The following is a 19484-nucleotide window of genomic DNA, read 5'->3' as shown; positions in this document are numbered from 1 at the left end:
CACATACTCAAGTCGAATAGCTAAGACAAGCGGCATTTGTAGCGGTGCAACATGCGGAGTTATTCGCTGTTGCAGCAATCGTGCGGCGCCGCAAAATGACCATCGCGGCGGAATCCGTCATGATCTCGCGGCGCGGCGGGGCTGACGAAAGGCTAGAGAGCCCCGCAGGTCCGCTTCCCGCTCGGCGATATAGTCGCGGGTGATGGGAAGGACGTTGGGCTTTTTCGTCAGCTGGAGTTGGAAGACGACAAAGCCGAGATGGCGGAACGCGGATTGCGAGGCCGCGAGATAGAATTCCCAGATTCGGCAAAAACGTTCGCCGTAAATCGCTTTGGCTTCGTCGCGCCGCGCGGCGAAACGCGCCCGCCAATGCTCCAGCGTCAGAGCATAATGCTCGCGCAGGATTTCGAGGTCGGCCACCAGTAGCCCCGCGCGGGCGACCGCCCGCGCGATTTCGGCCAGCGAGGGAATATAGCCGTCCGGGAAAATATATTTGCGCATCCACGGGCTCGTCGGGACGGGCAGGCCGCAATGGCCTATGGTGTGGATCAGCGCCACGCCATCCTCCGCGAGCAGGTCGGCGACGGCTTTGAAGAAGGCGTCGTATTTGCGCGGGCCGACATGTTCGAACATGGCGACGGACACGATTCGGTCGAAGCGTCCGTGCGTCTCGCGATAATCTTCCAGGGCGAACTCCACCCGGCCGGCGAGTCCCGCCGCCGCCGCGCGCCGCCTGGCGACGCCGAGTTGCTCGTCCGCCAATGTGACGCCTTTCACCGCGACGCCGCACCGCGAGGCCAGATAGAGCGCCAGGCCGCCCCAGCCGCAGCCGATCTCGAGCGCCGTCATGCCGGGCGACACTGCGAGCTTGGCGGCGATGTGGCGCTTTTTCGCCAGTTGCGCGGCCTCCAGGCTGTCGGACGGCGTCTCGAAAAAGGCGCAGGAATATTGGAGGTCGTCATCGAGAAAGAGGCGGTAAAGCCCCGTGTCCAGGTCATAATGATACGCGGCGTTGGCGCGGGCGCGCCGGGGAGCGACGGCCGCCGCGCGCTGCCGCAACCGCCGTACCGCCTGCCACGCGGCGATCGGGCGCGCCTTTCCGGGCGCGGCGACGTTCCGCGCGCCGATCGCGAGCAGGTCGGCGAGGCCGCCGCGCGTCAATTCCATACGTCCTGCGGCGTAAAGTTCGCCAAGCGCCATTTCCGGGTCGAACAGCAGCTCAAGCTCGGCGCGGACGTCGGCGAGGCGGATGCCGCAGGACGGCGGGCTCCCGTCGCCGACAATGAAACTTTCGCCGTTCGATGTCTGAATCTCGAGCGATCCTTCGCGCACGAAACGGCGCATGGAATGGCGAAACAGAACCATGAAACAACCCGGTGGTCCGCGCCCCCGTCAAACCATATGGGGTGGCGGGCGGCGTTGCGCGAGACGCCTCCCGTATGGCGCTTTTTTGAGCGCGGGCTGGCAGGGCTGCGCGCGCGGTCGCCGCGCTTTTGATCTTAATGTCTTGCAAATGCCGAAAAACGCGCCAACAATGATTTGGCTCAAGGAAAAGCGCCCCTTCCTGTGATGTCGTGACCAAATCCCGGACCCGGGGCGCGCGCATGCGACAGCATGCGACAACTAACCGCTCGCGGCAGCTTGAAAAAGGCTGTATAGCTGGCGGCCTCGGGGGGAAACGGTCGGGCCGCAGCAGAACAAATCGCGCGGCGCGAGGGGCCAAAGGACGGAAAAAATGCAGTATCGGCAGATTTTCGAGGACGCAATCGGCAATCTCAAGACCGAAAAACGTTACCGCGTCTTCGCCGATGTCGAACGCAACGCCGAACGCTTTCCGCATGCGGTATGGCGCGACGAGCAGGGGACCGAGCACGACATTACGATCTGGTGTTCGAACGATTATCTCGGCATGGGCGTGAACCCGGAGGTGATCGCGGCGATGAAAAGCGCGGCGGCCCGGCACGGCGCCGGGGCAGGCGGCACCCGCAACATTTCCGGCACCAGCCATCCTTTGGTGAAGCTCGAAGCCGAACTGGCCGACCTTCACGCCAAGGAATCCGCCCTCGTCTTCACTTCGGGCTGGATTTCAAATCTCGCGGCGATCTCGACCGTCGCCGACCTCCTGCCCAATTGCCTGATCCTGTCCGACGCCCTCAACCACAATTCGATGATCGAGGGCATTCGCCGCTCCAAGGCCGAGCGCCAGATCTGGCGCCACAATGACGTCGCCCATCTGGAAGAACTGCTCGCCGCCCAGCCGCGCGAACGCGCCAAGCTGATCGTCTTCGAGAGCCTCTATTCGATGGACGGCGACATTTCCCCGATCAAGGAAATCTGCGACCTCGCCGAAAAATACAATGCCATGACCTATATCGACGAGGTCCATGCGGTCGCCATGTATGGCGCGCGCGGCGGCGGCGTCGCCGAGCGCGAAGGCCAGATGCACCGCCTCGACATCATCGAAGGCACTCTGGCGAAGGGCTTTGGGGTCATCGGCGGTTATATCGCCGCCAGCGCCGCGATCTGCGACGCGGTGCGCTCCTATGCGCCGTCTTTCATCTTCACCACCGCGCTGCCGCCGGCCGTCGCCGACGCCGCGGCCCAGTCCGTTCGCCTCGCCAAGAGCCGCCCGGACCTGCGCATGGCCCATCAGCGCCAGGCCTGGCTCACCAAGCACGCCTTGATGAAGGCCGGCCTGCCGGTCCTGCCCAATCCGTCGCATATCGTGCCGGTGATGGTCCGCGACGCCCAATTGTGCAAGGCCGCCAGCGACATGCTGATGACCCGCCACGGGATCTATATCCAGCCGATCAATTATCCGACCGTGTCGCGCGGCGCGGAGCGTCTGCGCATCACCCCGACCCCCTATCACGGCGACGCCCATATCGCCCATCTGGTCGAATCTTTGGTCGATGTCTGGACGACCCTGGGCATTCCCTTCGTCGAACAGCAGGACGTCGAGGCGCCCTTCGCCAATGACGCGCAGTGCACCTATCCCGCCCTCGCCACGAGGCGCGCCGCCGAATAGAGGCGTCGCATCCGGCGATCAAACGCGCGGCCCCTCCTAGGCATGAATTCGCCGACTCGCCAGCGAATTCATGCCTAGGAGGGGCCGCGTTTTCATTGCGCTTTCAACAAAGCCAGAACCGCGCGCGACGGATAGCCGTCGGCTTTGGCCACGCCTGCCTTCCTTTGCAGGGCGTGGATGGCCAGGCGCGTCACCGGCCCGAAACGGCCGTCGATCTTGCCGTCGTAAAGGCCTCGGGCCGCAAGGCCGCGTTGAATCGCCTCGCGATCGGAGAGCGTCAGCGGATGCGTCTCCTTCGGCCATTTCTCGCGCAAAATCGGGCGCCCGGCGATGCGATCGGCCAGGACCGAGGCTGCGAAGGCGTAAGAATCGGAAAAATTATAGGCCTTGAGCACGAAGAAATTTCCCGACAGCAGGAAAGCGGGGCTTGGCGCGCCCGCGGGGAAAAACAGCATGGCCTCACCGCCCCGGGGCAGGGCGCCGCCCTCGCGGGGCGCGACGCCGGCGCGGGCGAAATCCGCGAAATCGCCGCGCAGGCTCGCATAGCCGAAATTGGGTGGAATTCTTGCCTCGATCAGCGGCGGCAGGCCCGGAGTCCAGCCTGACTGTTTCAGGAAATTGCCGATCGAGGCGAGCGAATCGGGCGCGCTGGTCCAGATGTCCGGGGCGCCGGCGCGATCGAAGCTGCGGGCGTATTTGATATAGGCCGAGGGCATGAATTGTGGATCGCCCATTGCCCCCGCCCAGGAGCCGCGCAGCTTTTCGCGTGGAATTCCGCGTTGCAGCAGGACCAGTCCGGCAACGAATTCTTGCCCATAGACGGGATTGTCGGGGTTGAGAAAGGCAAGGGTGGCGAGCGAGCGGAAAATGTCGCGGTCGCCGCGCGCCGCGCCATAATCGCTCTCCATGCCCCAGAGCGCGACGATCATCGCGGGCGGCGCGCCGTAGCGGGCGGAAATTTCGCGCAAAGGAGCGGCGTATCTTGCGGCCATCGCCCGGCCCTTGGCCACGCGCGCCGGGGAGGCGGCGGCCTCGACATAGGATTTCAGCGGCCGCGCGAACTCGCCTTGCGCCGCGCGTTTTCCCGTCAGCGACGGATCGAGGGCCAATCCGGAGGCGACGGCGTCGAAAGTCGCCGCCGACACGCCCGCCGCTAGCGCGGGCGCGCGAAAAGTCTGGACGAAGGCGGGAAATTGGCCGGCGTCCCGCGCAAGGACGGGGGACGCCACAAGAAATGCCGCGGCGGCGAGCAATTCACGACGGTTCATGCGGGGGCGATCCTTTGCCGTTTGGCGGATTCCGCCAGGGCGATGCCGACAAGGCCCAGCGCCATGGCGCCGGCATGATAGAGGTGAAAGGGCTCGCCGAGCAAAAGAATCGCGAAAAGAGCGCCGAACAGGGGGGTGAGATTGGTGAAGATCCCAGCGCGGCCGGGACCGATCAACTCCACCGCGCGCATGAAGAAAAGCTGGCTCGTCAGCGAAGGCGCGACCGCGACGAAGACCACCAAGGCGAAACCCTTGGTCGAAGGCCAGAAGAAATGGCCAAGCGCGACCTCCGCCGCGAAAAAGGGCAGAGAGGCGACGAGCGCGGCGACGGCCATGCCGGCGAAGAACACCAGAGGCGGCAGACGAGGCCGTCCGCGCAAGGCGATCGTATAGCCGGCGTAAAGCGCGCAGGCGGCCAGCATCAGCATGTCGCCGAAATTGACGGAAAGGCCGGCGATATGGGTGAGATCGCCGCGCGTGGCGATCAGGCCGACGCCGAGAAAGGAAACAGCCATGCCCAGGATCTGGCGCAAAAAGACCTTTTCGCCTTTGAACAGGGCCGCGCCGGCGAGCACCATTGGCGGGATGGCGCCCTGCAAAAGGGTGATGTTCACCGCCGTGGTCCAATGGCCGGCGAGATAGAACAGCACGTTGAAGCCGGTATAGCCGCAAAGCGCCATGGCGGCGAGAAAGCGCCAATGGCGCCGCAATTCCGGGAGATGGCGGACGAATGGTTCGCGGACGAGCGGCAGCAGAATGGCGCAGACGATCAGCCAGCGCAAAGCGACCAGGGTCATAGGCGGGATGGCGCCGACCGCCGCGCGGCTGACGACGCCATTCGCGCCCCACATGGCTGAGGTCAGAATCAGCAGAAGGCCCGCGCGCTCGTTGAGGCTCCGCGTGGCGCGTCCGAAATAAGCGCGCAAATCGCAAACTCTTGGGAAGGGATTGGCGCGAACCTTGGCCAAGATTTGCGTTCCGGTCCAGCGAAAGCGCCTTGCATTCGCGGAAACGCGAATTGGCGCCGAAAAAAATTCGCTTTTCCGCGTCCTTATAGCGCCTCCTTTCCGTTCGCCCGAGGCCTCATGCGCCAAATCTTGCCGTTCGCTCTGTCCCTTTCCGCCCTTTGCGCCGCCGTCCCGGCGATGGCGGCCGAGGTTGACGTCGCTTCGCATTTAGACGCCGTGACCCTTTATCCCGACGGGGCGAGCGTCACCCGCGTCGCGGAAATCGACCTGCCGGCGGGCGACAGCCGGCTGATCTTTCGAAATCTTCCGGCGGGGATCGATCCCGCGGCTTTGCGCGTGCGGGGGCAGGGCGACACGCGCTTCACGCTCGGCGCGGTCGATTTGCGCAAGGCCCCGGCGGCGCGCGGCGAAAGCGATTTCGACAAGGAGATGAAAAGCCTGCGCAACGAGCGCGCGGCGGCTCAGGTCAAGATCGACGCGCTCGCCGCCAAGCTCGACATGATCCGGCTCTATGGCCAGACCGGCCCGGACAAGATCGGCGACGAAGGCCTGAAGCCCGAGAACTGGAGCGCGGCCTGGGACGCTCTTGGCGCGGCGATGGCCAAAACCGGCGAGGACCTGCGCGCGGAGCGCGCGGCCGCCGAGGCGGTCGACCTGAAGATCGAGGCGCTCGCGGCCGCGCGGCCCGCCCCCGCGCCGGGCGGCGCCGCCCGCGACGTCGCTGTCGGACTGACCGCGGGTTCGGCGGGCAAAGTCCGCCTGGCCGTGACCTATCGCGTCGCCAGCGCGCGCTGGACGCCGGCCTATGAGGCTCGTCTCACCACCGCCGGCAAGGATGGCGGCCCGCGCCTCGAACTCACCCGCCGCGCGATCGTGTCGCAAGCCACCGGCGAGGATTGGAACGGCGTGACCCTGACAATCGCCGCGTTCCGGGCGACCGGCGCGGCGTCGGCGCCCGAGGTGGTTCCCCGGATCATCGCCTTTTATGAGCCGCCGGTACCAGTCGCCGCCATGGCCAAGGCCAGAGACGCCATGCGTCAGGCGCCGACGGCGCCGGCGCCGATGCGCGTCGAGGCCGAAACCGCCCAGGCGCGAATGAACGCCGGGGCCTATCAGACGACGTTCGTCGCGCCCGGCCGGGTGACGGTTCCGTCCGGCGTCTCAACCGCCAATATCGCGCTTTCGACGGCGACGCCGCAGGCGGATCTGTCGTGGCGGATATCGCCGGCGCTCGACCCGCGCGCCTTTCTCTCGGTCCATTATGTGAATGGCGAGGAGGCGCCTTTGCTGCCCGGTTCCGCCGCGCTTTACCGCGATGGCGAACTGATCGGGCAGGCGCGCCTGCCGCTCGTCGCGCCGCATGAGGGCGGCGATCTCGGCTTCGGCGTGGATGAGCGCGTCACGGTGCGGCGCCAGCCCGTCAATCGCAAGGAGAACGAGCCGAGTTGGTTCGGCCGGACCAAGACCGAAACCCGCGAGTTCAGGACCGTCCTGCGCAATCTCCACGATTTTCCCGTTCACGCCATCGTCACCGACCAGACGCCTTATTCGGAAGACGCCGCGATCAGCGTCGAAACCCTGGCCCGGACCACGCCGCCGAGCGAGAAGGATCCGGATGGCAAGCGCGGCCTGCTGCGTTGGCGGATCGACCTCGCGCCGGGCCAGGACAAGGACATCGTCCTCGCCTATCGCATGAAATGGCCGGCCGACCGCGAGGTGATCGTCCCGGGGCCATGAAACAAAAACCCCGCCGGCGATGGGCCGGCGGGGTTCGAAGCGTCCGGAATGTCGGGCTCAGACTTCCGTCATCACCTTGGCGATGCATTCGCTGACATAATCGATGTTGTTTTCATTCAGCGCCGCGACGCAGATGCGGCCGCTGTCCAAGGCGTAGACCGCGTATTTTTCGCGCAGCGCAATGGCTTGCGGCTTGGTCAGGCGCGAATAGGAAAACATGCCGTTCTGGCGCACGATATAGGAGAAGTCGCGGTCCTGAAGACGCTGCGACAGCTTGTCGGCCAGAAGCTTGCGCATTTTCTTGATGCGCTCGCGCATGGCGCCCAGTTCGTCGTCCCATTGCTGGCGCAGGGCCGGGTCGGTCAGCACCATGGCCGCCGCCGCGCCGCCGTGGCCGGGCGGCGAGGAATAGGTGACGCGGGCGATGCGCTTGATCTGGCTCAGCACCCGGGCGCGTTCTTCGGCGCTCGCGGTGAGCACGCAAAGGGCGCCGACGCGCTCGCCATAGAGCGACAGCGACTTGGAGAACGAGAAGGACACGAACAAAGGCCCGCCGTCGGCGGCGAACAGTCGCACGGAAAAAGCGTCGGCCTCCAGCCCTTCGGCAAAGCCCATATAGGCGGTGTCGAGGAAGGGGACGAGGCCGCGCGCCCGCACGATCTTCGCGATTTCGCGCCATTGGTCGTGGGTGAGATCGAGCCCGGTCGGATTGTGGCAGCAGGCGTGAAGCAGCACGACGTCGCCGGCGGGGATCGACGACAGGGTTTCGATCAGCCCGGCGTAATCCAGCTCGCCGTCGGCGCCGTAATAGGGATAGGTTTCGACCGTGAAACCGGCGGCGCTGAAGAGGGCGCGATGGTTTTCCCAGCTCGGGTCGCTGATCCACACTTTGGCTTGCGGCGAGATGACGCGAATGAGCTCCGCGCCGAGCTTGAGAGCGCCGGTGCCGCCGAGCGCCTGGACCGCCGCGACCTTGGCGAGGTCCGCCGTATCGGCGAACACCATCCGCGCGACCGCCGAATCATAGGCCGCGAGACCGTCGATCGGCACGTAGCTGTGCGGCGCGCCTTTGGCGAGCAGGGCCTCCTCGGCCTTCTTCACGCAGGCGAGCAAGGGCGTCTTGCCGGTTTCGTCCTGATAGACGCCGACGCCGAGATTGACGCGGTCGGGCGAGGCGTCGGCGAGGAAGGCCTCGGTCAGGCCCAGGATCGGATCGCGGGGAAGCTCATCGACACCGGCGAAAAGGCTGCTTTGCATGAATGCGCTCGATTTGGTTTGATATCGCGCGTTTGTTAGCGCATTTTTCCTGTCGGGCGCCAGTTGGAATCGCGCCGCGGCAGCGACGGAACCAGAGGGCCCGCCCCGGGTTACTCTATTGTTCCGGGTTACTCGATTATGCCGGGTTACTCAATTGTAATTGAGCGTTAAGGGCTCCGCCCTCTTTCGGCCATTGTTTATGGTCCCTATATGTTCACGTTGGCGGCCGGCTAATGCGGCCGTTTCGGGCGCGCCGCTCACGGGCGTCCGGTTCAAGGAGGGTATGATGGCTGCTGCGCTTCCCATTCTCGCAGGCGATAACGGCCTGACGCGCTACCTCGAGGAAATCCGTCGTTTCCCGATGCTCCAGCCCAATGAGGAATATGTCCTCGCCAAAAGGTGGCGCGAACATTCCGACACCGACGCCGCGCATCGGCTGGTCACCTCCCACCTCCGGCTCGTGGCGAAGATCGCCATGGGATATCGCGGTTACGGCCTGCCCATCGGCGAAGTGATCTCCGAGGGCAACATCGGCCTCATGCAGGCGGTGAAGCGGTTCGAACCGGAAAAAGGGTTCCGCCTGGCTACTTACGCCATGTGGTGGATCCGCGCGTCGATTCAAGAGTATATCTTGCGCTCGTGGAGCCTGGTGAAGCTCGGCACCACCGCCAATCAGAAGAAATTGTTCTTCAACCTGCGCAAGGCCAAGAGCCAGATCTCGGCTTTCGAGGAGGGCGACCTCAGACCTGAGAACGTCGCCGCCATCGCCACCAAGCTCGGCGTGAGCCAGCAGGAGGTGGTCGATATGAACCGACGGCTCTCCGGCGACGCCTCGCTGAACGCGCCCCTGCGCGAGGAAGGCGACGGCGAATGGCAGGACTGGCTGGTGGACGACGCTACGGACCAGGAAACCATCCTGGCGGAAAGCGAGGAATCCAACAACCGCCGCGCGGCTCTGGCCCAGGCGCTCGACGTGCTCAACGAGCGCGAGCGCCGGATTTTCGAGGCTCGCCGCCTGGCCGAAGACCCGATGACGCTGGAGGATCTTTCCACGGAATTCGGGATTTCGCGCGAGCGCGTGCGCCAGATCGAGGTGCGCGCCTTCGAAAAGGTCCAGCAGGCGGCCAAGGAGCGGGTCGTCCGGGTCGAGGCGGCGGCGCGGCCGTTGCGGCTCGCAGCCTCGGACCACGCGCGGGTCTGACCCCCGACGCCATCAAAAAAGCCGCCGTTTCCGGCGGCTTTTTCATGTCCTATTGCTGACTCTGGGCGGCAGGCGGGTTCTGCCAATCCTTGAAGACGTCGTTGATGATCTGCGAGCCAACGGCGCCCTTTTCGAACGTCACTTTGGCGATCTTGTCATTGGCGAGACTCATCGGAATGTCGAACCAGTTCAGGTTCCTGATCATGTCGACATTCTGGGCCTCGGCCGAGGAATAAAGGCCGACGAGGAAGACGTTCGGCGCGACATCGACCTGCATGCCCTGGAGCGGCGCGCCGCGCGGCGCGTCGTCGCGGCGCATTTCTGGAACATTGATCGCGCGGACGTCGCCCACCGCGGAATCCTTCGCCGGTTCGAACCGTATCGTCAGCGTGTGGCTCGCCGAGAGCGTCGGCTCATAATTCTTTTCGATGGTCATCGACGCCTTGAGTCCGGCGTCGGGGACATCGATCTCGGCGCGGATGGCGCTCGACAATTGCTGATTCGGTCCGCGATTGACCGAATCGCGCCGCCAAACGACGGTTCCGACATAGGTCTTCACGCCGCCCGGCTCGGAGGGCGCCTGGATCAGGACGGCCGCGCGATAGGCGATCGGGACATTCTGTTCCGGCGGCTGGGGCGCCGGTTTGGCCGGCGCGGACGACGGCGTCGGCGTGGGCTGCGGCGAGGGGGCGGCGGCGCCGACCCGCTGCTCGATCTTGCCGCCGACTTTCTGTTCTGTCGCCTGCGGCGCCGGGGTGCGCTTGGCGAGATCCTCGGGCCGGTCGCGCAGCTTCCAGGCGGCGACGGCGACCAGCGCGACCACCGCCGCCAGCGCGCCGGCGAGGATCGCGAAACGGCGCAGTCCGCCGCGCGAGCTTTGCTTCGGCGTCGGCGCCGCGGGCCGGAGATTTTCGCGCGCAACGGCGGCGTCCCTGGCCTCGTCCGCTTGCGTCTCGTCGGTTTGGGGCGCCTCCGTTTGAGGAACGTCGGCTGTTTTAGGAACGTCGACCATTTCAGGAATGTCGACTTGGGCCTCGGCCGGTTCGGCTGGGGCGGCGTCGGGCTGTTCCTCGCGCGCGGGCGAAGGGTCGGCTGCGGGCTCAGGCGGCGTCGGCCCGGGAGCGGCGGGCTTTTCCTCCAGCGCCTGAGCGCCGGCGAATTCCAGTTCGAGCCGCGCGATCGCCTCGTCCAGCGCGCGGGCCTCGCGCTCGATCGCGTTTTCGGGCGCGGGCGGCTGCATGTTGCGCAACTGGCCAAGGAGCGCCTTGCGCGCGCGCTCGTAGATCGCGGCGCGCGATTCCGACGTCGAGGTCTTGAGGCCGGATACGGCCTTGGCCAGCAGCGGATAATAATCAGCCATGTCGCGCCTTTTTCCCTGTCGTCAGGACGCGGGCCCGCGTCAGTCCTGAAACGGATTATGCATCAAAATAGTGTCTTCGCGCTCGGGACTTGTCGAGAGCAAGGCGACGGGCGCGCCGATCAATTCCTCGACGCGGCGCACATATTTGATCGCCTGCGCCGGCAATTGCGCCCAGGAGCGCGCGCCGCCGGTCGGTTCGCGCCAGCCTTCGATGGTCTCATAGATCGGCTCGACCCGCGCCTGCGCCGCCTGCGCGGCGGGAAGATAGTCGATGGTTTCGCCGTCGAGGCGGTAGCCTACACAGACTTTCACCGCATCGAAACCGTCGAGAATGTCGAGCTTGGTCAGAGCGATCCCGTCGATGCCGGAGGTTTTCACGGTCTGGCGCACCAGAACGGCGTCGAACCAGCCGCAGCGCCGCGCGCGCCCGGTGACGGTGCCGAACTCCCGGCCTCTTTCGCCGATCGTCCGTCCGGTTTCGTCAAGCAGTTCGGTCGGGAAGGGGCCTTCGCCCACCCGCGTCGTATACGCTTTGGCGATGCCCAGCACATAGCCGATCGCCTTGGGTCCAAGGCCCGCGCCGGTCGGGGCGTTGGCGGCGACGGTGTTGGACGAGGTGACATAGGGATAGGTGCCGTGATCGATGTCGAGCAGCGCGCCCTGGGCGCCCTCGAACAATATACGCTTGCCCTGGCGTCGCAGATCGTCGAGCAGGGACCAGGTCCGGTCCATGAAGGGGAGGATATGCGGCGCGACTTCCTCGAGCTCGGCGCGGATCGCTTCCGGCTTGATCTCTTCGAGGCCGAGGCCCCGCCGCAGGGCGTTGTGATGGGTGAGCAGGCGCGCGATCTTGGCGTCGAGGGTCGAGAGGTCGGCGAGATCCATGACGCGGATGGCGCGGCGCCCGACCTTGTCCTCGTAAGCCGGGCCGATGCCGCGCTTGGTGGTGCCGATTCGCGCGCCTTCGGCGGCGGAATTTTCGCGCAGGGCGTCGAGTTCGCCGTGAAGCGACAGAATGAGGGGGGCGTTTTCGGCGATGCGCAAATTGTCGCGGCTCACCGCCACGCCCTTGGCGCGCAGGTCGGCGATCTCCTTGATCAGGTGGCGCGGATCGACCACGACGCCATTGCCGATGATGGAAAGCTTGCCGGGACGCACAATGCCGGAGGGCAGCAGCGATAATTTATAGGTGACGCCGTCGATGACCAAAGTATGGCCGGCGTTGTGCCCGCCCTGATAGCGCACCACGACATCCGCCGAGACCGAGAGCCAATCGACGATCTTGCCCTTGCCTTCGTCGCCCCATTGGGCGCCGACCACCACCACATTCGCCATCGTTCGGCTCTTCGACTTTCTGAACGCTTCGTCGCGGATCGCGCCTTCGGCGCGGCGCAACGCAAAAACCCCGGCTCGCGCCGGGGGGGTACCAGGATCGCGTAACGGATCGAGACGATGAAGTAAAGCGGCAACGGCCGGAGCGGGCTCCAAATCAGGCCGCAACGATTAAAATTCGCGGTAAAATGTTAGGGTTAAGACCTATTTAAGCCTTTGCTGCCAAAAATCGCTGCGTGAAAACGAATTCGGGCCATGCGCGCCCCGCACACGAAGGGATTTTGTCATGGGCAGCTTGAAAGCCCTTACTGTCGCCAGCGCCGTCGCCATGTTCGCCTTGCCGGCGGCCATCGTCCCCGCCGCCCATGCGGCCGATCTGCTGCCGCCCCCGCCCCAATTGGAGCCGCCTCCGCTGCGCGGGCCGATCGAGGAAAGCGGCTTCTATTTGCGCGGCGACGTCGGCGTCGGAATCAACGAGGCGTCAAGCCTGAACTCGACTTTCGGCACGGGCGCGACCCTGGCGAGCCTGGGCGCCTGGGATGGGCCGGTCAATGTCGGCGACAGCGGCGTGATCGATTTCGGCGTCGGCTATCAGTTCAATCCGTGGTTCCGCGCCGATCTGACCGCATCCTATATTTCAGGAGCGAGCTATAATTCGAAGGTCTTCTATCAATATACCGGCGGCGGCAGCAATTGCCCGGTCGGGGGGGCGACCACTTGCGGCGACAATTACAATGGCCAGGTCCGCACCGCTTTGTTCCTGGCCAATGGCTATCTCGATGTCGGCACCTGGATGGGAGTCACGCCCTATGTCGGCGGCGGCATCGGTTTTGCCGCTTACGGCATGAACGGCGTGACGGACATCAGCATGAGCCAGCCCAATGGCTACGGACTGGCGCCGAACTACAGCGGGACCAATTTCGCCTGGGACCTGACCGCCGGCCTCGGCTTCCATGTCACGCCCAATATGCTGGTCGACATGAGCTACCGCTACGTCAATATGGGTAAGTACAGCACCGGCGCCATCGCCTGCAACGGCGGCGCGTCGACCGGCTGCGCTTACGAAACACAGCATTACAACATGGTCTCGAACCAGTTGCTGCTCGGCTTCCGCTATCTGCTCGTCGCGCCGGCCGCTCCGCCCATCGTGACCGCGAAATATTGAGCGGATCTTTCAGCCGCACGCTTGTCACGGGGGCGAAAGCGCAAGGCTTTCGCCCCTTTTTATTTTCGTAAAGTCATTTTGCGCCCGCGATAATCGCTTTCCATCGCACCCTTTCAGTCTAGCAAATTTTGTTGCGGTACTCATTAAGGTTAAGTCGCGATTAACCCTCTTCCTTCACACTCTTTCCATGTTCGGCGCAGCGTCGCGCCCCGGCAGGCGAAGAGGAAAGACATGCGTAAGACCATTCATGCGGCCGCCGCCGCGCTCATGGCCTGGTCAGCCGGCGGCTCGGCCGCCCGCGCAGCCGACCTGAACATGCCGCCCGCCTATCAGCAGGAGGATTCACCCCTCGTCGAACTGGGGAGCGGCTGGTATTTGCGCGCCGACGCCACTGGCTATGACATGACCTACAACACCGATGTCTTCGGTTCGCTGACCAACACCAATTTCGGCGCGACGCTCGGCGTCGGCTACCAGTTCAACAGCATGTTCCGCGTCGATCTGACGGCGGATTACATGACGCCCTTCACGAAAAACCGCTCCACTTATTATGCGGGGACGGGGACCGGCAGCAGCATCGCATGGTCGTCGATAAACCCCCTTACGCCCGTGGGAGGTTGTCCGGTCGACGCCGATACGAGCAATCCGGGCTATGTCTATACGGTGGGCTGCTCGGCCAATTCGTGGAGCAAGGTCAACGCCAGCGCCTATCTGATGAACGCTTATCTCGACCTTGGCCATTGGTACGGCGTGACGCCCTATATCGGCGCCGGCGCCGGCCTCGCCTATGTCCGCACGCAATCGAATGTCACCTTTGCCTTCTCCAACGGCCAGGCCTATGGCGACGGCAACACCTTCTGCGGCGGCTCGACCGGACTTGGCGGCGTGCCCTGCTATCATCTCGGCTACATCAACAACAGCGGCCCGCATACCACGGCCTACAATTTCGCCTATGCCTTGATGGCTGGTTTCTCCTACGACATTTCGCAGTTGCTCAAGGTCGATATCGGCTACCGCTATCTCAACCTCGGCCCCAACCTGAGCGCGCAGGAATTCCGCGCCGGCATCCGCATCACGCCCGACGGCTGATGGCGTCAGTCCTCGCCGTCGCCGCCTTCGGCTTCGGAGTCAATTTCGTCCTGGGCGTCGGCGACCCGCGCCCCAATGGCCGCCGCAAGGCGGCCTTCGCCTGATTCGCCCCGCTCCGAAAAGGTGAGCGCGGCGATGCTGGCGTTCAGCCCGGCCTCGCGGCGCCGGTAATCGGCGATTTCATCGGCGCGCGGCTTGGGCACGCGGGCGTCGTCGCAGTTGAAGGCGTCGAACCAGGCGATGTCGGCTTCGGTGAGGCCGGCCATCATCAGGCGCTCGCGCATTGCTGGCTCCATCGGTCTCCTCCTAACGCTGCCCGCCTCCCGCCGACGCCGCCTCCGCCGCGCCGGGCGCGAGCGGCAGGATGACCTCGACCAGCGTTCCCTCGTTCTTCCGGCTCTTGATCGAGAAGCCGGCGCCATTGGCCTCGGCCAAGGCCTTGGTCAGCGGCAGGCCGAGCCCGGTGCCGCCCCGTCCTGGCGCGACTTGCCGGAACGGCTCCAGCGCCGTGCGCAATTCGCTCTCGCTCATGCCGACGCCGGTGTCCTTGACGCGAAGGACGGCGTGGCCGGAATCGCCGAGCGCGGTCGAGACGATCACCTGTCCGCCCGGCTCGTTGTAGCGCACGGCGTTGGCGAGCAGATTGATGATGATCTGGCGCAGAGAGCGTTCGTCGGCATGGACGGGAGGAAGATTGGCGGCGAGCGCCAGCCGCGTGATGACCCGTTCCCGGTTGGCCTGGGGCTGCATCAGCGACACGCATTCCGAGACGACGCGATTGGCGTCCACCGCAGCGACATTTAGCTCCAGCTTGCCCGCCTCGATCTTGGACAGGTCGAGCAGATCGTTGACAAGACTCAGCACATGGGCGCCGGAGGCGTGAATGTCGCGCAAATAGTCCTTGTAGCGCTCGTTGCCGACGGGGCCGAAGCGCTCGTCCATGATGACTTCGGCGAAGCCGAGGATCGCATTCAGCGGCGTGCGGATCTCATGGCTCACCTTGGCCAGAAATTCCGACTTCGCCTGGCTGTCGCGCTCCGCCTGCTCGCGCGCCTGGTCCATCGCGCGCTCGGTCTGTTTCCAATGGCTCAGGTCGCGCAGGATCAGGCAATATTTGCCTTCGACCGCCTTGCCGAGCCTGCCGATGGTGAGATGGACCGGGATCGCCGCGCCCTGGCGCGCGCGCGCGAACGCCTCGCGTCCGTGCCGTTCCGCGCCCGCCTTGGCGCGGGTGAGATGTTCGAGCGCCGAGACCTGGGATTCGCGCGCAAACAGCAAAGTGAAATTTTCGCCGGCGATTCTGTTGCGGTCGTAATCGAGCAGAGCCTCCGCCTTGCGGTCGAGGCCGAGGATCACGCCGTCGGCGTTGATCAGGACGACGCCGTCGACGGCGGCGTCGAGCATGGACTGCATCTCGTCGCTTTCCATCTCGCGCTGACGCAGGCTCGCATCGAGCACGCCGACGCGCTGCTCCAGCGCCGCCGCGGAAGGCCGCGCGAGCGTCAAAAGCTCGGCCGGCTCGCCGCCCCAGACGAGGCGCGCGCAATGAACGTCGGTGGAGAAGGTCTCGCCGCCGGCGGGGCGCGCCAACAGGGTCTTTTTCTGGTCGGGCGCGAGATCGTCGGCCGCGAAGCGGAACGCCGCGCGCAAGCCTCCGGCTTCGGCGAGGGCGGGGAGATCGGCATAGCCGAGCCAGTCGAGCGCCAGCCGGTTGATGAAGAGCAGGTCGGCGCCGCGCTTCACGATCAGACCGATCGGGAGAGCCTCGGCGAGGCCGGAGTCGAATGCGCCGCCGCCCGCTTCGACCGGCGTCGACGGAGGGGCGTCCGCGCCGAGCCCGGCGTCCAAGGTCTTGCGCTCGGCGTCCAAGGTCTTGCGCTCGGCGTCCAAGTTTTTGCGCTCGGCGTCGAGCGCGTCGGCCTTTGGCCCGCGCGCGCCGAGCGCCCGCGCGATTTCGCGAAAGGCGGAGCGTTCATGCGGCGCCAGCGCGACCAAAGCCAAGTCGTCCTCGCCCTCCTCGCGCGCCGGATTTCCGGAATCGGGCGGCAAGTCAGGCGCCAGGTCTGATTCGGCCGGGCCCGACCGCGCCGTGTTGAGCGGGCGCAGAGGAACGACGACGCCGGAAACGCCGGGCGGCGGGGCGGGCGGCGCCGTCGCTGGCGGCGCTTCGTCCGCGGGCTCGCGGAAAGGCTCGGCGACGACGGGCGCCTCGCGCAGGCGATCGAGATGAACCACGCCGAAGCCGCGCCAGCCCTCAAAATCCCCGCGATGGTCGAAAACCGGCAGCCCGCCGACGGTCACGGGCGCAGCCGCGCCCTCCCGCTCCACCGGCCAATCGACGTCGACCCTGCTGAAGGTGATCCGCGCCCGCAAAGCCTCGGCCAATTCGCCGCGCGGGTCGAACCCGAGAACTTCCGCCGCCTCCGCAAAATCGCGGCCGACGAGATCGGCGCAACCGGGGCCGACGATTTCGGCGAGCGGCGGCGTGATCTGGATGACGACATTGCGGGAGTCGGTCCGCCAGAGGAAACGCGCCGGCGGGAGGCCGGGGAAGCGCGCGTCGAGCCGCGCCCGCAGCGCCGAAAGCGCGGAGCGGGGCCCCGGAACGAAAGCGTCCGCGTGAGGCGCGGCGGCGCGGGGCGGGGCGGCGGCGCGCGGCGGCGGCCGGCTGGCGCGCAGGCCGAGGCCGGCGATGACGAACAAGGGATTTTCGCCCGCCGTGCGACGGCACAGCAAAGTGACGGCGCCGGGCCCCCCAAATGGCGCGCGCTCCAGCCGGGCGGCGCCGGGCGGCGCGATCCGCGCCAGTTCGGCAAGGCGCCGCGCGCCGGGGGAATCGGCGTGGAAAAGCTGAACGGTCAGGTCGTCCGCCGCGTGGGCGCCGAAAAGCGCCAAAGCGGGTCCATTGGCGTGGACGACCCGCGGCGGCTCGCCTGCGGCGACGACGATAGGCGCCCCGGCGCGCGCGAGCGAGGCCAGCGCCGGTTCGGCCAGCGCCGCCGCCACATCGGCGGCAATGGCGCCGCTCTTGCGGCCTTTTTCGTTTTCGTCAGCCATGGATAGCTTCGGCCATGGAAATCTGGACTCCCCGGGACGCCGTCCCCTGGCCGCGACTCGGCGGGGCGGGGGCGGCGCGCCTTAACCAAATCTTAAACACGTCCGGGGCCGCGAATCCACATTTGATCCATTTCATTCCCTGCTACATGCGCTTATGCTTAATTGCCTGCGGCTCTCGGGCGCCAGAAAGTTTGCTGCGGCGCACAATGAACATTGCAGCGCAGCAATTTCCCCGTTATAAGGCAAATCGCAATGCTGGATGAGGCGCGGACGGGGAATTTCCATACAAACCCGCCCGCCAAAACGAGGAAAATCCTATGAGCAATCTCAATCTCGAAATTCCTGCCGAGGTCCGCGAATTCGCCGAGAAGACCGTCGATCAGGCGCGCAAAGCTTTTGACAGTTTTGTCGCCGCCGCCCAGAAGGCGACCAGCCAGTCCGAGGCCGCCGCCGAATCCATGGCCACCAACGCCAAGGAAGTCAGCTCCAAGGCCATCGGTTTCGCCGAAGCCAATGTGAAGGCGGCCTTCGACCTCGCCGACAAGCTTGTCCATGCCAAGGATCCCAAGGAAATCCTCACGATCCAGTCCGAATTTCTGAAGGCGCAGGTCGCGAGCGTCCAGGAGCAGGCCAAGGAACTGGGCGAAGCCGTGAAGAAAGTCGTCTCCTCATCGACGGAAACGAAATAATGGCGACCGGTCCGCGCAAAACCAAGACGGCGGCGCCCGCGGGTGAAACGCCTGCGGCGGAGACGCCCGTCGAGGCCGTCGCCGAGACGGTCGCGGAGGCGGCCGCTCCTTTGGCGGCCGAAACCGCCAAGGTTCAGAAGGCGGCCAAACAGGCCGCCGCGGAAACCGCCGGTGCGATGGAAAATTCCTTCCTCGCCGCGAGCAAGAGCCTGCAGGCCTTTTCCGCCAAGGCGATGGAAGCCTATCAGGCCAACACCGCCGCGTCGGTGCAATATGTCCAGGCGCTGGCCGGTGTTCGCAGCGTCAGCGAGGCGATCGCGCTGCAGAGCGAACATATGCGCAAGCAATATGAGGCCCTGACCTCTCAGGCCAAGGAACTCACCGCTCTCGCCCAGCAGGTCGCCGCCGACGCCGCAGCTCCGCTCAAGGAGCAGATGGACAAGACGTTCAAGTCGCGCTGACCGGGCCGGCGAAGCCCTTCGCTTCGCCGCCCCATTCCCGGACGCGAACTTGTCCAGGGCGAACGTCTTCAAGCGTGAAAAATGGGCGCGCGATGCTCTTGCATTCGCGCGCACGCCGCTTTAGGTTCCGCCGAAATTCCAGCCGCCATAGCTCAGTTGGTTAGAGCGCTAGATTGTGGATCTAGAGGTCCCCCGTTCGAGCCGGGGTGGCGGTACCATCTCAAATCATCCGCCCGGCCGCCCGCGTCGCTCGTCAGGGCGGCGTTTTTGCGAAAGCGCGCCGCCCGCTTTTCGGCGCGACCGCTGGGACCAAGCGACATTCATGATTCACAAATTGCTTGAGCGGCGCCTCATATCGATCCGGATTTTATGATTCGGGTCCGCGCGCTGATCAAGGATCAGGACAACCAATATCTGATGCTCGACAGCGCTATCGTGTGCGCCCACCGCAGGCGGCGACCGGAAAAAGGGGGCGTCAGAACCAGGCTCCGGGGCGTTCCCGAGACGGACTGATCACCAGGATCACATGCTCGCCGACAATGTCCGTGGCAGTAACGCCTTGCGCGAACAGATCGCTGGCATGGGCGCGGAAGCGGTCATCTCCGCCAGCAGTCGTCGAAAGGTCCTGATCCCTCATGACGCAACCGATTACAAACACCGAAACCGGATCGAGCGGCGCTTCAATCGAACGAAGCACTTTCGACGCTTCGCAACACGCTTCGACCGTCCTACCGTCCGCTTCGCGCGATTCGTCCGTTTCGCCGCAGCCATGATCTGGCTCGGATGAATGTCGGCCGGTCCGGGGACGATCGGCTGAAACGTTTCCAAAGGCGCGGATTCATTGGACGAGAAGGTTCGGCTGAGCCTATAAA

16 protein-coding genes and 1 tRNA gene are annotated in these 19484 nt (G+C 65.4%); 9 read left to right on the top strand and 8 right to left on the bottom strand.

Translation table 11 applies throughout. From position 1 onward, the window contains the following. Positions 1-117: 117 nt before the first annotated feature. On the bottom strand, positions 118-1365 hold the full coding sequence (locus K2U94_RS17505) for an SAM-dependent methyltransferase (RefSeq protein ID WP_243068439.1): 1248 nt from the start codon (positions 1363-1365) through the stop codon (positions 118-120). 370 nt (positions 1366-1735) lie between these two features. Here K2U94_RS17505 and hemA point away from each other — a divergent pair, with 370 nt between their 5' ends. Continuing rightward, positions 1736-3028, top strand: coding sequence for a 5-aminolevulinate synthase (gene hemA / locus K2U94_RS17500; RefSeq protein WP_243068438.1), 1293 nt, complete (start codon positions 1736-1738; stop codon positions 3026-3028). Between the two features lie 92 nt (positions 3029-3120). Here the strand turns inward: hemA and K2U94_RS17495 are convergent, their stop codons facing one another. Then, a complete protein-coding gene (locus K2U94_RS17495) occupies positions 3121-4296 on the bottom strand; it encodes a lytic murein transglycosylase (RefSeq protein WP_243068437.1) in 1176 nt (391 codons plus the stop codon). Then, the gene (locus K2U94_RS17490) at positions 4293-5264 is read right to left on the bottom strand and encodes a DMT family transporter (protein WP_243068436.1); all 972 of its coding nucleotides are present in this window, start codon (positions 5262-5264) and stop codon (positions 4293-4295) included. Before K2U94_RS17490 ends, K2U94_RS17495 begins: the two co-directional genes overlap by 4 nt. 117 nt (positions 5265-5381) lie before the next feature. Here K2U94_RS17490 and K2U94_RS17485 point away from each other — a divergent pair, with 117 nt between their 5' ends. Next, entirely contained in the window at positions 5382-7001 is a 1620-nt protein-coding gene (locus tag K2U94_RS17485; protein ID WP_243068435.1) for a mucoidy inhibitor MuiA family protein, read from the top strand. Positions 7002-7058: 57 nt separating this feature from the next. Here K2U94_RS17485 and K2U94_RS17480 read toward each other — a convergent pair whose 3' ends face one another. Next, positions 7059-8258: an amino acid aminotransferase gene (locus K2U94_RS17480; RefSeq protein WP_243068434.1), complete on the bottom strand. Its 1200-nt coding sequence runs from the start codon at positions 8256-8258 to the stop codon at positions 7059-7061. 286 nt (positions 8259-8544) lie between these two features. On the opposite strand from K2U94_RS17480, the gene rpoH reads away from it, so the two are divergent. Beyond that, positions 8545-9459 (top strand): RNA polymerase sigma factor RpoH, encoded by a 915-nt coding sequence (gene rpoH / locus K2U94_RS17475; protein ID WP_243068433.1) that lies wholly within the window; start codon positions 8545-8547, stop codon positions 9457-9459. 49 nt (positions 9460-9508) lie between these two features. Here the strand turns inward: rpoH and K2U94_RS17470 are convergent, their stop codons facing one another. Both K2U94_RS17470 and K2U94_RS17465 read right to left on the bottom strand, forming a co-directional pair. After that, entirely contained in the window at positions 9509-10819 is a 1311-nt protein-coding gene (locus K2U94_RS17470) for a hypothetical protein (RefSeq protein ID WP_243068432.1), read from the bottom strand. 39 nt (positions 10820-10858) lie between these two features. Beyond that, the gene (locus tag K2U94_RS17465; protein ID WP_243068431.1) at positions 10859-12154 is read right to left on the bottom strand and encodes an adenylosuccinate synthase; all 1296 of its coding nucleotides are present in this window, start codon (positions 12152-12154) and stop codon (positions 10859-10861) included. A gap of 283 nt (positions 12155-12437) precedes the next feature. Here K2U94_RS17465 and K2U94_RS17460 point away from each other — a divergent pair, with 283 nt between their 5' ends. Beyond that, positions 12438-13316 (top strand): outer membrane protein, encoded by an 879-nt coding sequence (locus tag K2U94_RS17460; protein ID WP_243068430.1) that lies wholly within the window; start codon positions 12438-12440, stop codon positions 13314-13316. A 231-nt stretch (positions 13317-13547) separates the two neighbouring features. Further along, complete coding sequence (locus K2U94_RS17455) at positions 13548-14405, top strand: outer membrane protein (RefSeq protein WP_243068429.1); 858 nt, start codon at positions 13548-13550, stop codon at positions 14403-14405. A gap of 5 nt (positions 14406-14410) precedes the next feature. Here K2U94_RS17455 and K2U94_RS17450 read toward each other — a convergent pair whose 3' ends face one another. Next, complete coding sequence (locus K2U94_RS17450; protein ID WP_243068428.1) at positions 14411-14701, bottom strand: hypothetical protein; 291 nt, start codon at positions 14699-14701, stop codon at positions 14411-14413. A 10-nt stretch (positions 14702-14711) separates the two neighbouring features. Then, on the bottom strand, positions 14712-17462 hold the full coding sequence (locus K2U94_RS17445) for a PAS domain-containing sensor histidine kinase (protein ID WP_243068427.1): 2751 nt from the start codon (positions 17460-17462) through the stop codon (positions 14712-14714). 317 nt (positions 17463-17779) lie between these two features. On the opposite strand from K2U94_RS17445, the gene K2U94_RS17440 reads away from it, so the two are divergent. From K2U94_RS17440 to K2U94_RS17425, 4 genes are all read left to right on the top strand, one after another. After that, positions 17780-18151: a phasin gene (locus K2U94_RS17440; RefSeq protein ID WP_243068426.1), complete on the top strand. Its 372-nt coding sequence runs from the start codon at positions 17780-17782 to the stop codon at positions 18149-18151. Beyond that, on the top strand, positions 18151-18612 hold the full coding sequence (locus K2U94_RS17435; RefSeq protein WP_243068425.1) for a phasin family protein: 462 nt from the start codon (positions 18151-18153) through the stop codon (positions 18610-18612). Before K2U94_RS17440 ends, K2U94_RS17435 begins: the two co-directional genes overlap by 1 nt. A 141-nt stretch (positions 18613-18753) precedes the next feature. Further along, a tRNA-His gene (locus tag K2U94_RS17430) sits at positions 18754-18830 on the top strand. A 308-nt stretch (positions 18831-19138) separates the two neighbouring features. Further along, positions 19139-19399, top strand: coding sequence for a hypothetical protein (locus K2U94_RS17425; RefSeq protein ID WP_243068424.1), 261 nt, complete (start codon positions 19139-19141; stop codon positions 19397-19399). Positions 19400-19484 lie beyond the last annotated feature (85 nt).

The organism is Candidatus Rhodoblastus alkanivorans (assembly GCF_022760755.1).
GTDB classification, from domain to species: Bacteria; Pseudomonadota; Alphaproteobacteria; order Rhizobiales; family Beijerinckiaceae; genus Rhodoblastus; species Rhodoblastus alkanivorans.
The sequence above is the reverse complement of the archived record's forward strand: the minus strand, read 5'-3'. Positions and strand labels throughout refer to the sequence as shown.

Coding starts and splice junctions, on each gene's coding strand:
- K2U94_RS17440 (WP_243068426.1), top strand. CDS start 17,780: ATGAGCAATCTCAATCTCGAAATTCCTGCCGAGGTCCGCGAATTCGCC.
- K2U94_RS17495 (WP_243068437.1), bottom strand. CDS start 4,296: ATGAACCGTCGTGAATTGCTCGCCGCCGCGGCATTTCTTGTGGCGTCC.
- K2U94_RS17435 (WP_243068425.1), top strand. CDS start 18,151: ATGGCGACCGGTCCGCGCAAAACCAAGACGGCGGCGCCCGCGGGTGAA.
- K2U94_RS17425 (WP_243068424.1), top strand. CDS start 19,139: ATGCTCGCCGACAATGTCCGTGGCAGTAACGCCTTGCGCGAACAGATC.
- K2U94_RS17455 (WP_243068429.1), top strand. CDS start 13,548: ATGCGTAAGACCATTCATGCGGCCGCCGCCGCGCTCATGGCCTGGTCA.
- K2U94_RS17450 (WP_243068428.1), bottom strand. CDS start 14,701: ATGGAGCCAGCAATGCGCGAGCGCCTGATGATGGCCGGCCTCACCGAA.
- K2U94_RS17460 (WP_243068430.1), top strand. CDS start 12,438: ATGGGCAGCTTGAAAGCCCTTACTGTCGCCAGCGCCGTCGCCATGTTC.
- rpoH (WP_243068433.1), top strand. CDS start 8,545: ATGGCTGCTGCGCTTCCCATTCTCGCAGGCGATAACGGCCTGACGCGC.
- hemA (WP_243068438.1), top strand. CDS start 1,736: ATGCAGTATCGGCAGATTTTCGAGGACGCAATCGGCAATCTCAAGACC.
- K2U94_RS17470 (WP_243068432.1), bottom strand. CDS start 10,819: ATGGCTGATTATTATCCGCTGCTGGCCAAGGCCGTATCCGGCCTCAAG.
- K2U94_RS17445 (WP_243068427.1), bottom strand. CDS start 17,462: ATGGCTGACGAAAACGAAAAAGGCCGCAAGAGCGGCGCCATTGCCGCC.
- K2U94_RS17485 (WP_243068435.1), top strand. CDS start 5,382: ATGCGCCAAATCTTGCCGTTCGCTCTGTCCCTTTCCGCCCTTTGCGCC.
- K2U94_RS17505 (WP_243068439.1), bottom strand. CDS start 1,365: ATGGTTCTGTTTCGCCATTCCATGCGCCGTTTCGTGCGCGAAGGATCG.
- K2U94_RS17480 (WP_243068434.1), bottom strand. CDS start 8,258: ATGCAAAGCAGCCTTTTCGCCGGTGTCGATGAGCTTCCCCGCGATCCG.
- K2U94_RS17465 (WP_243068431.1), bottom strand. CDS start 12,154: ATGGCGAATGTGGTGGTGGTCGGCGCCCAATGGGGCGACGAAGGCAAG.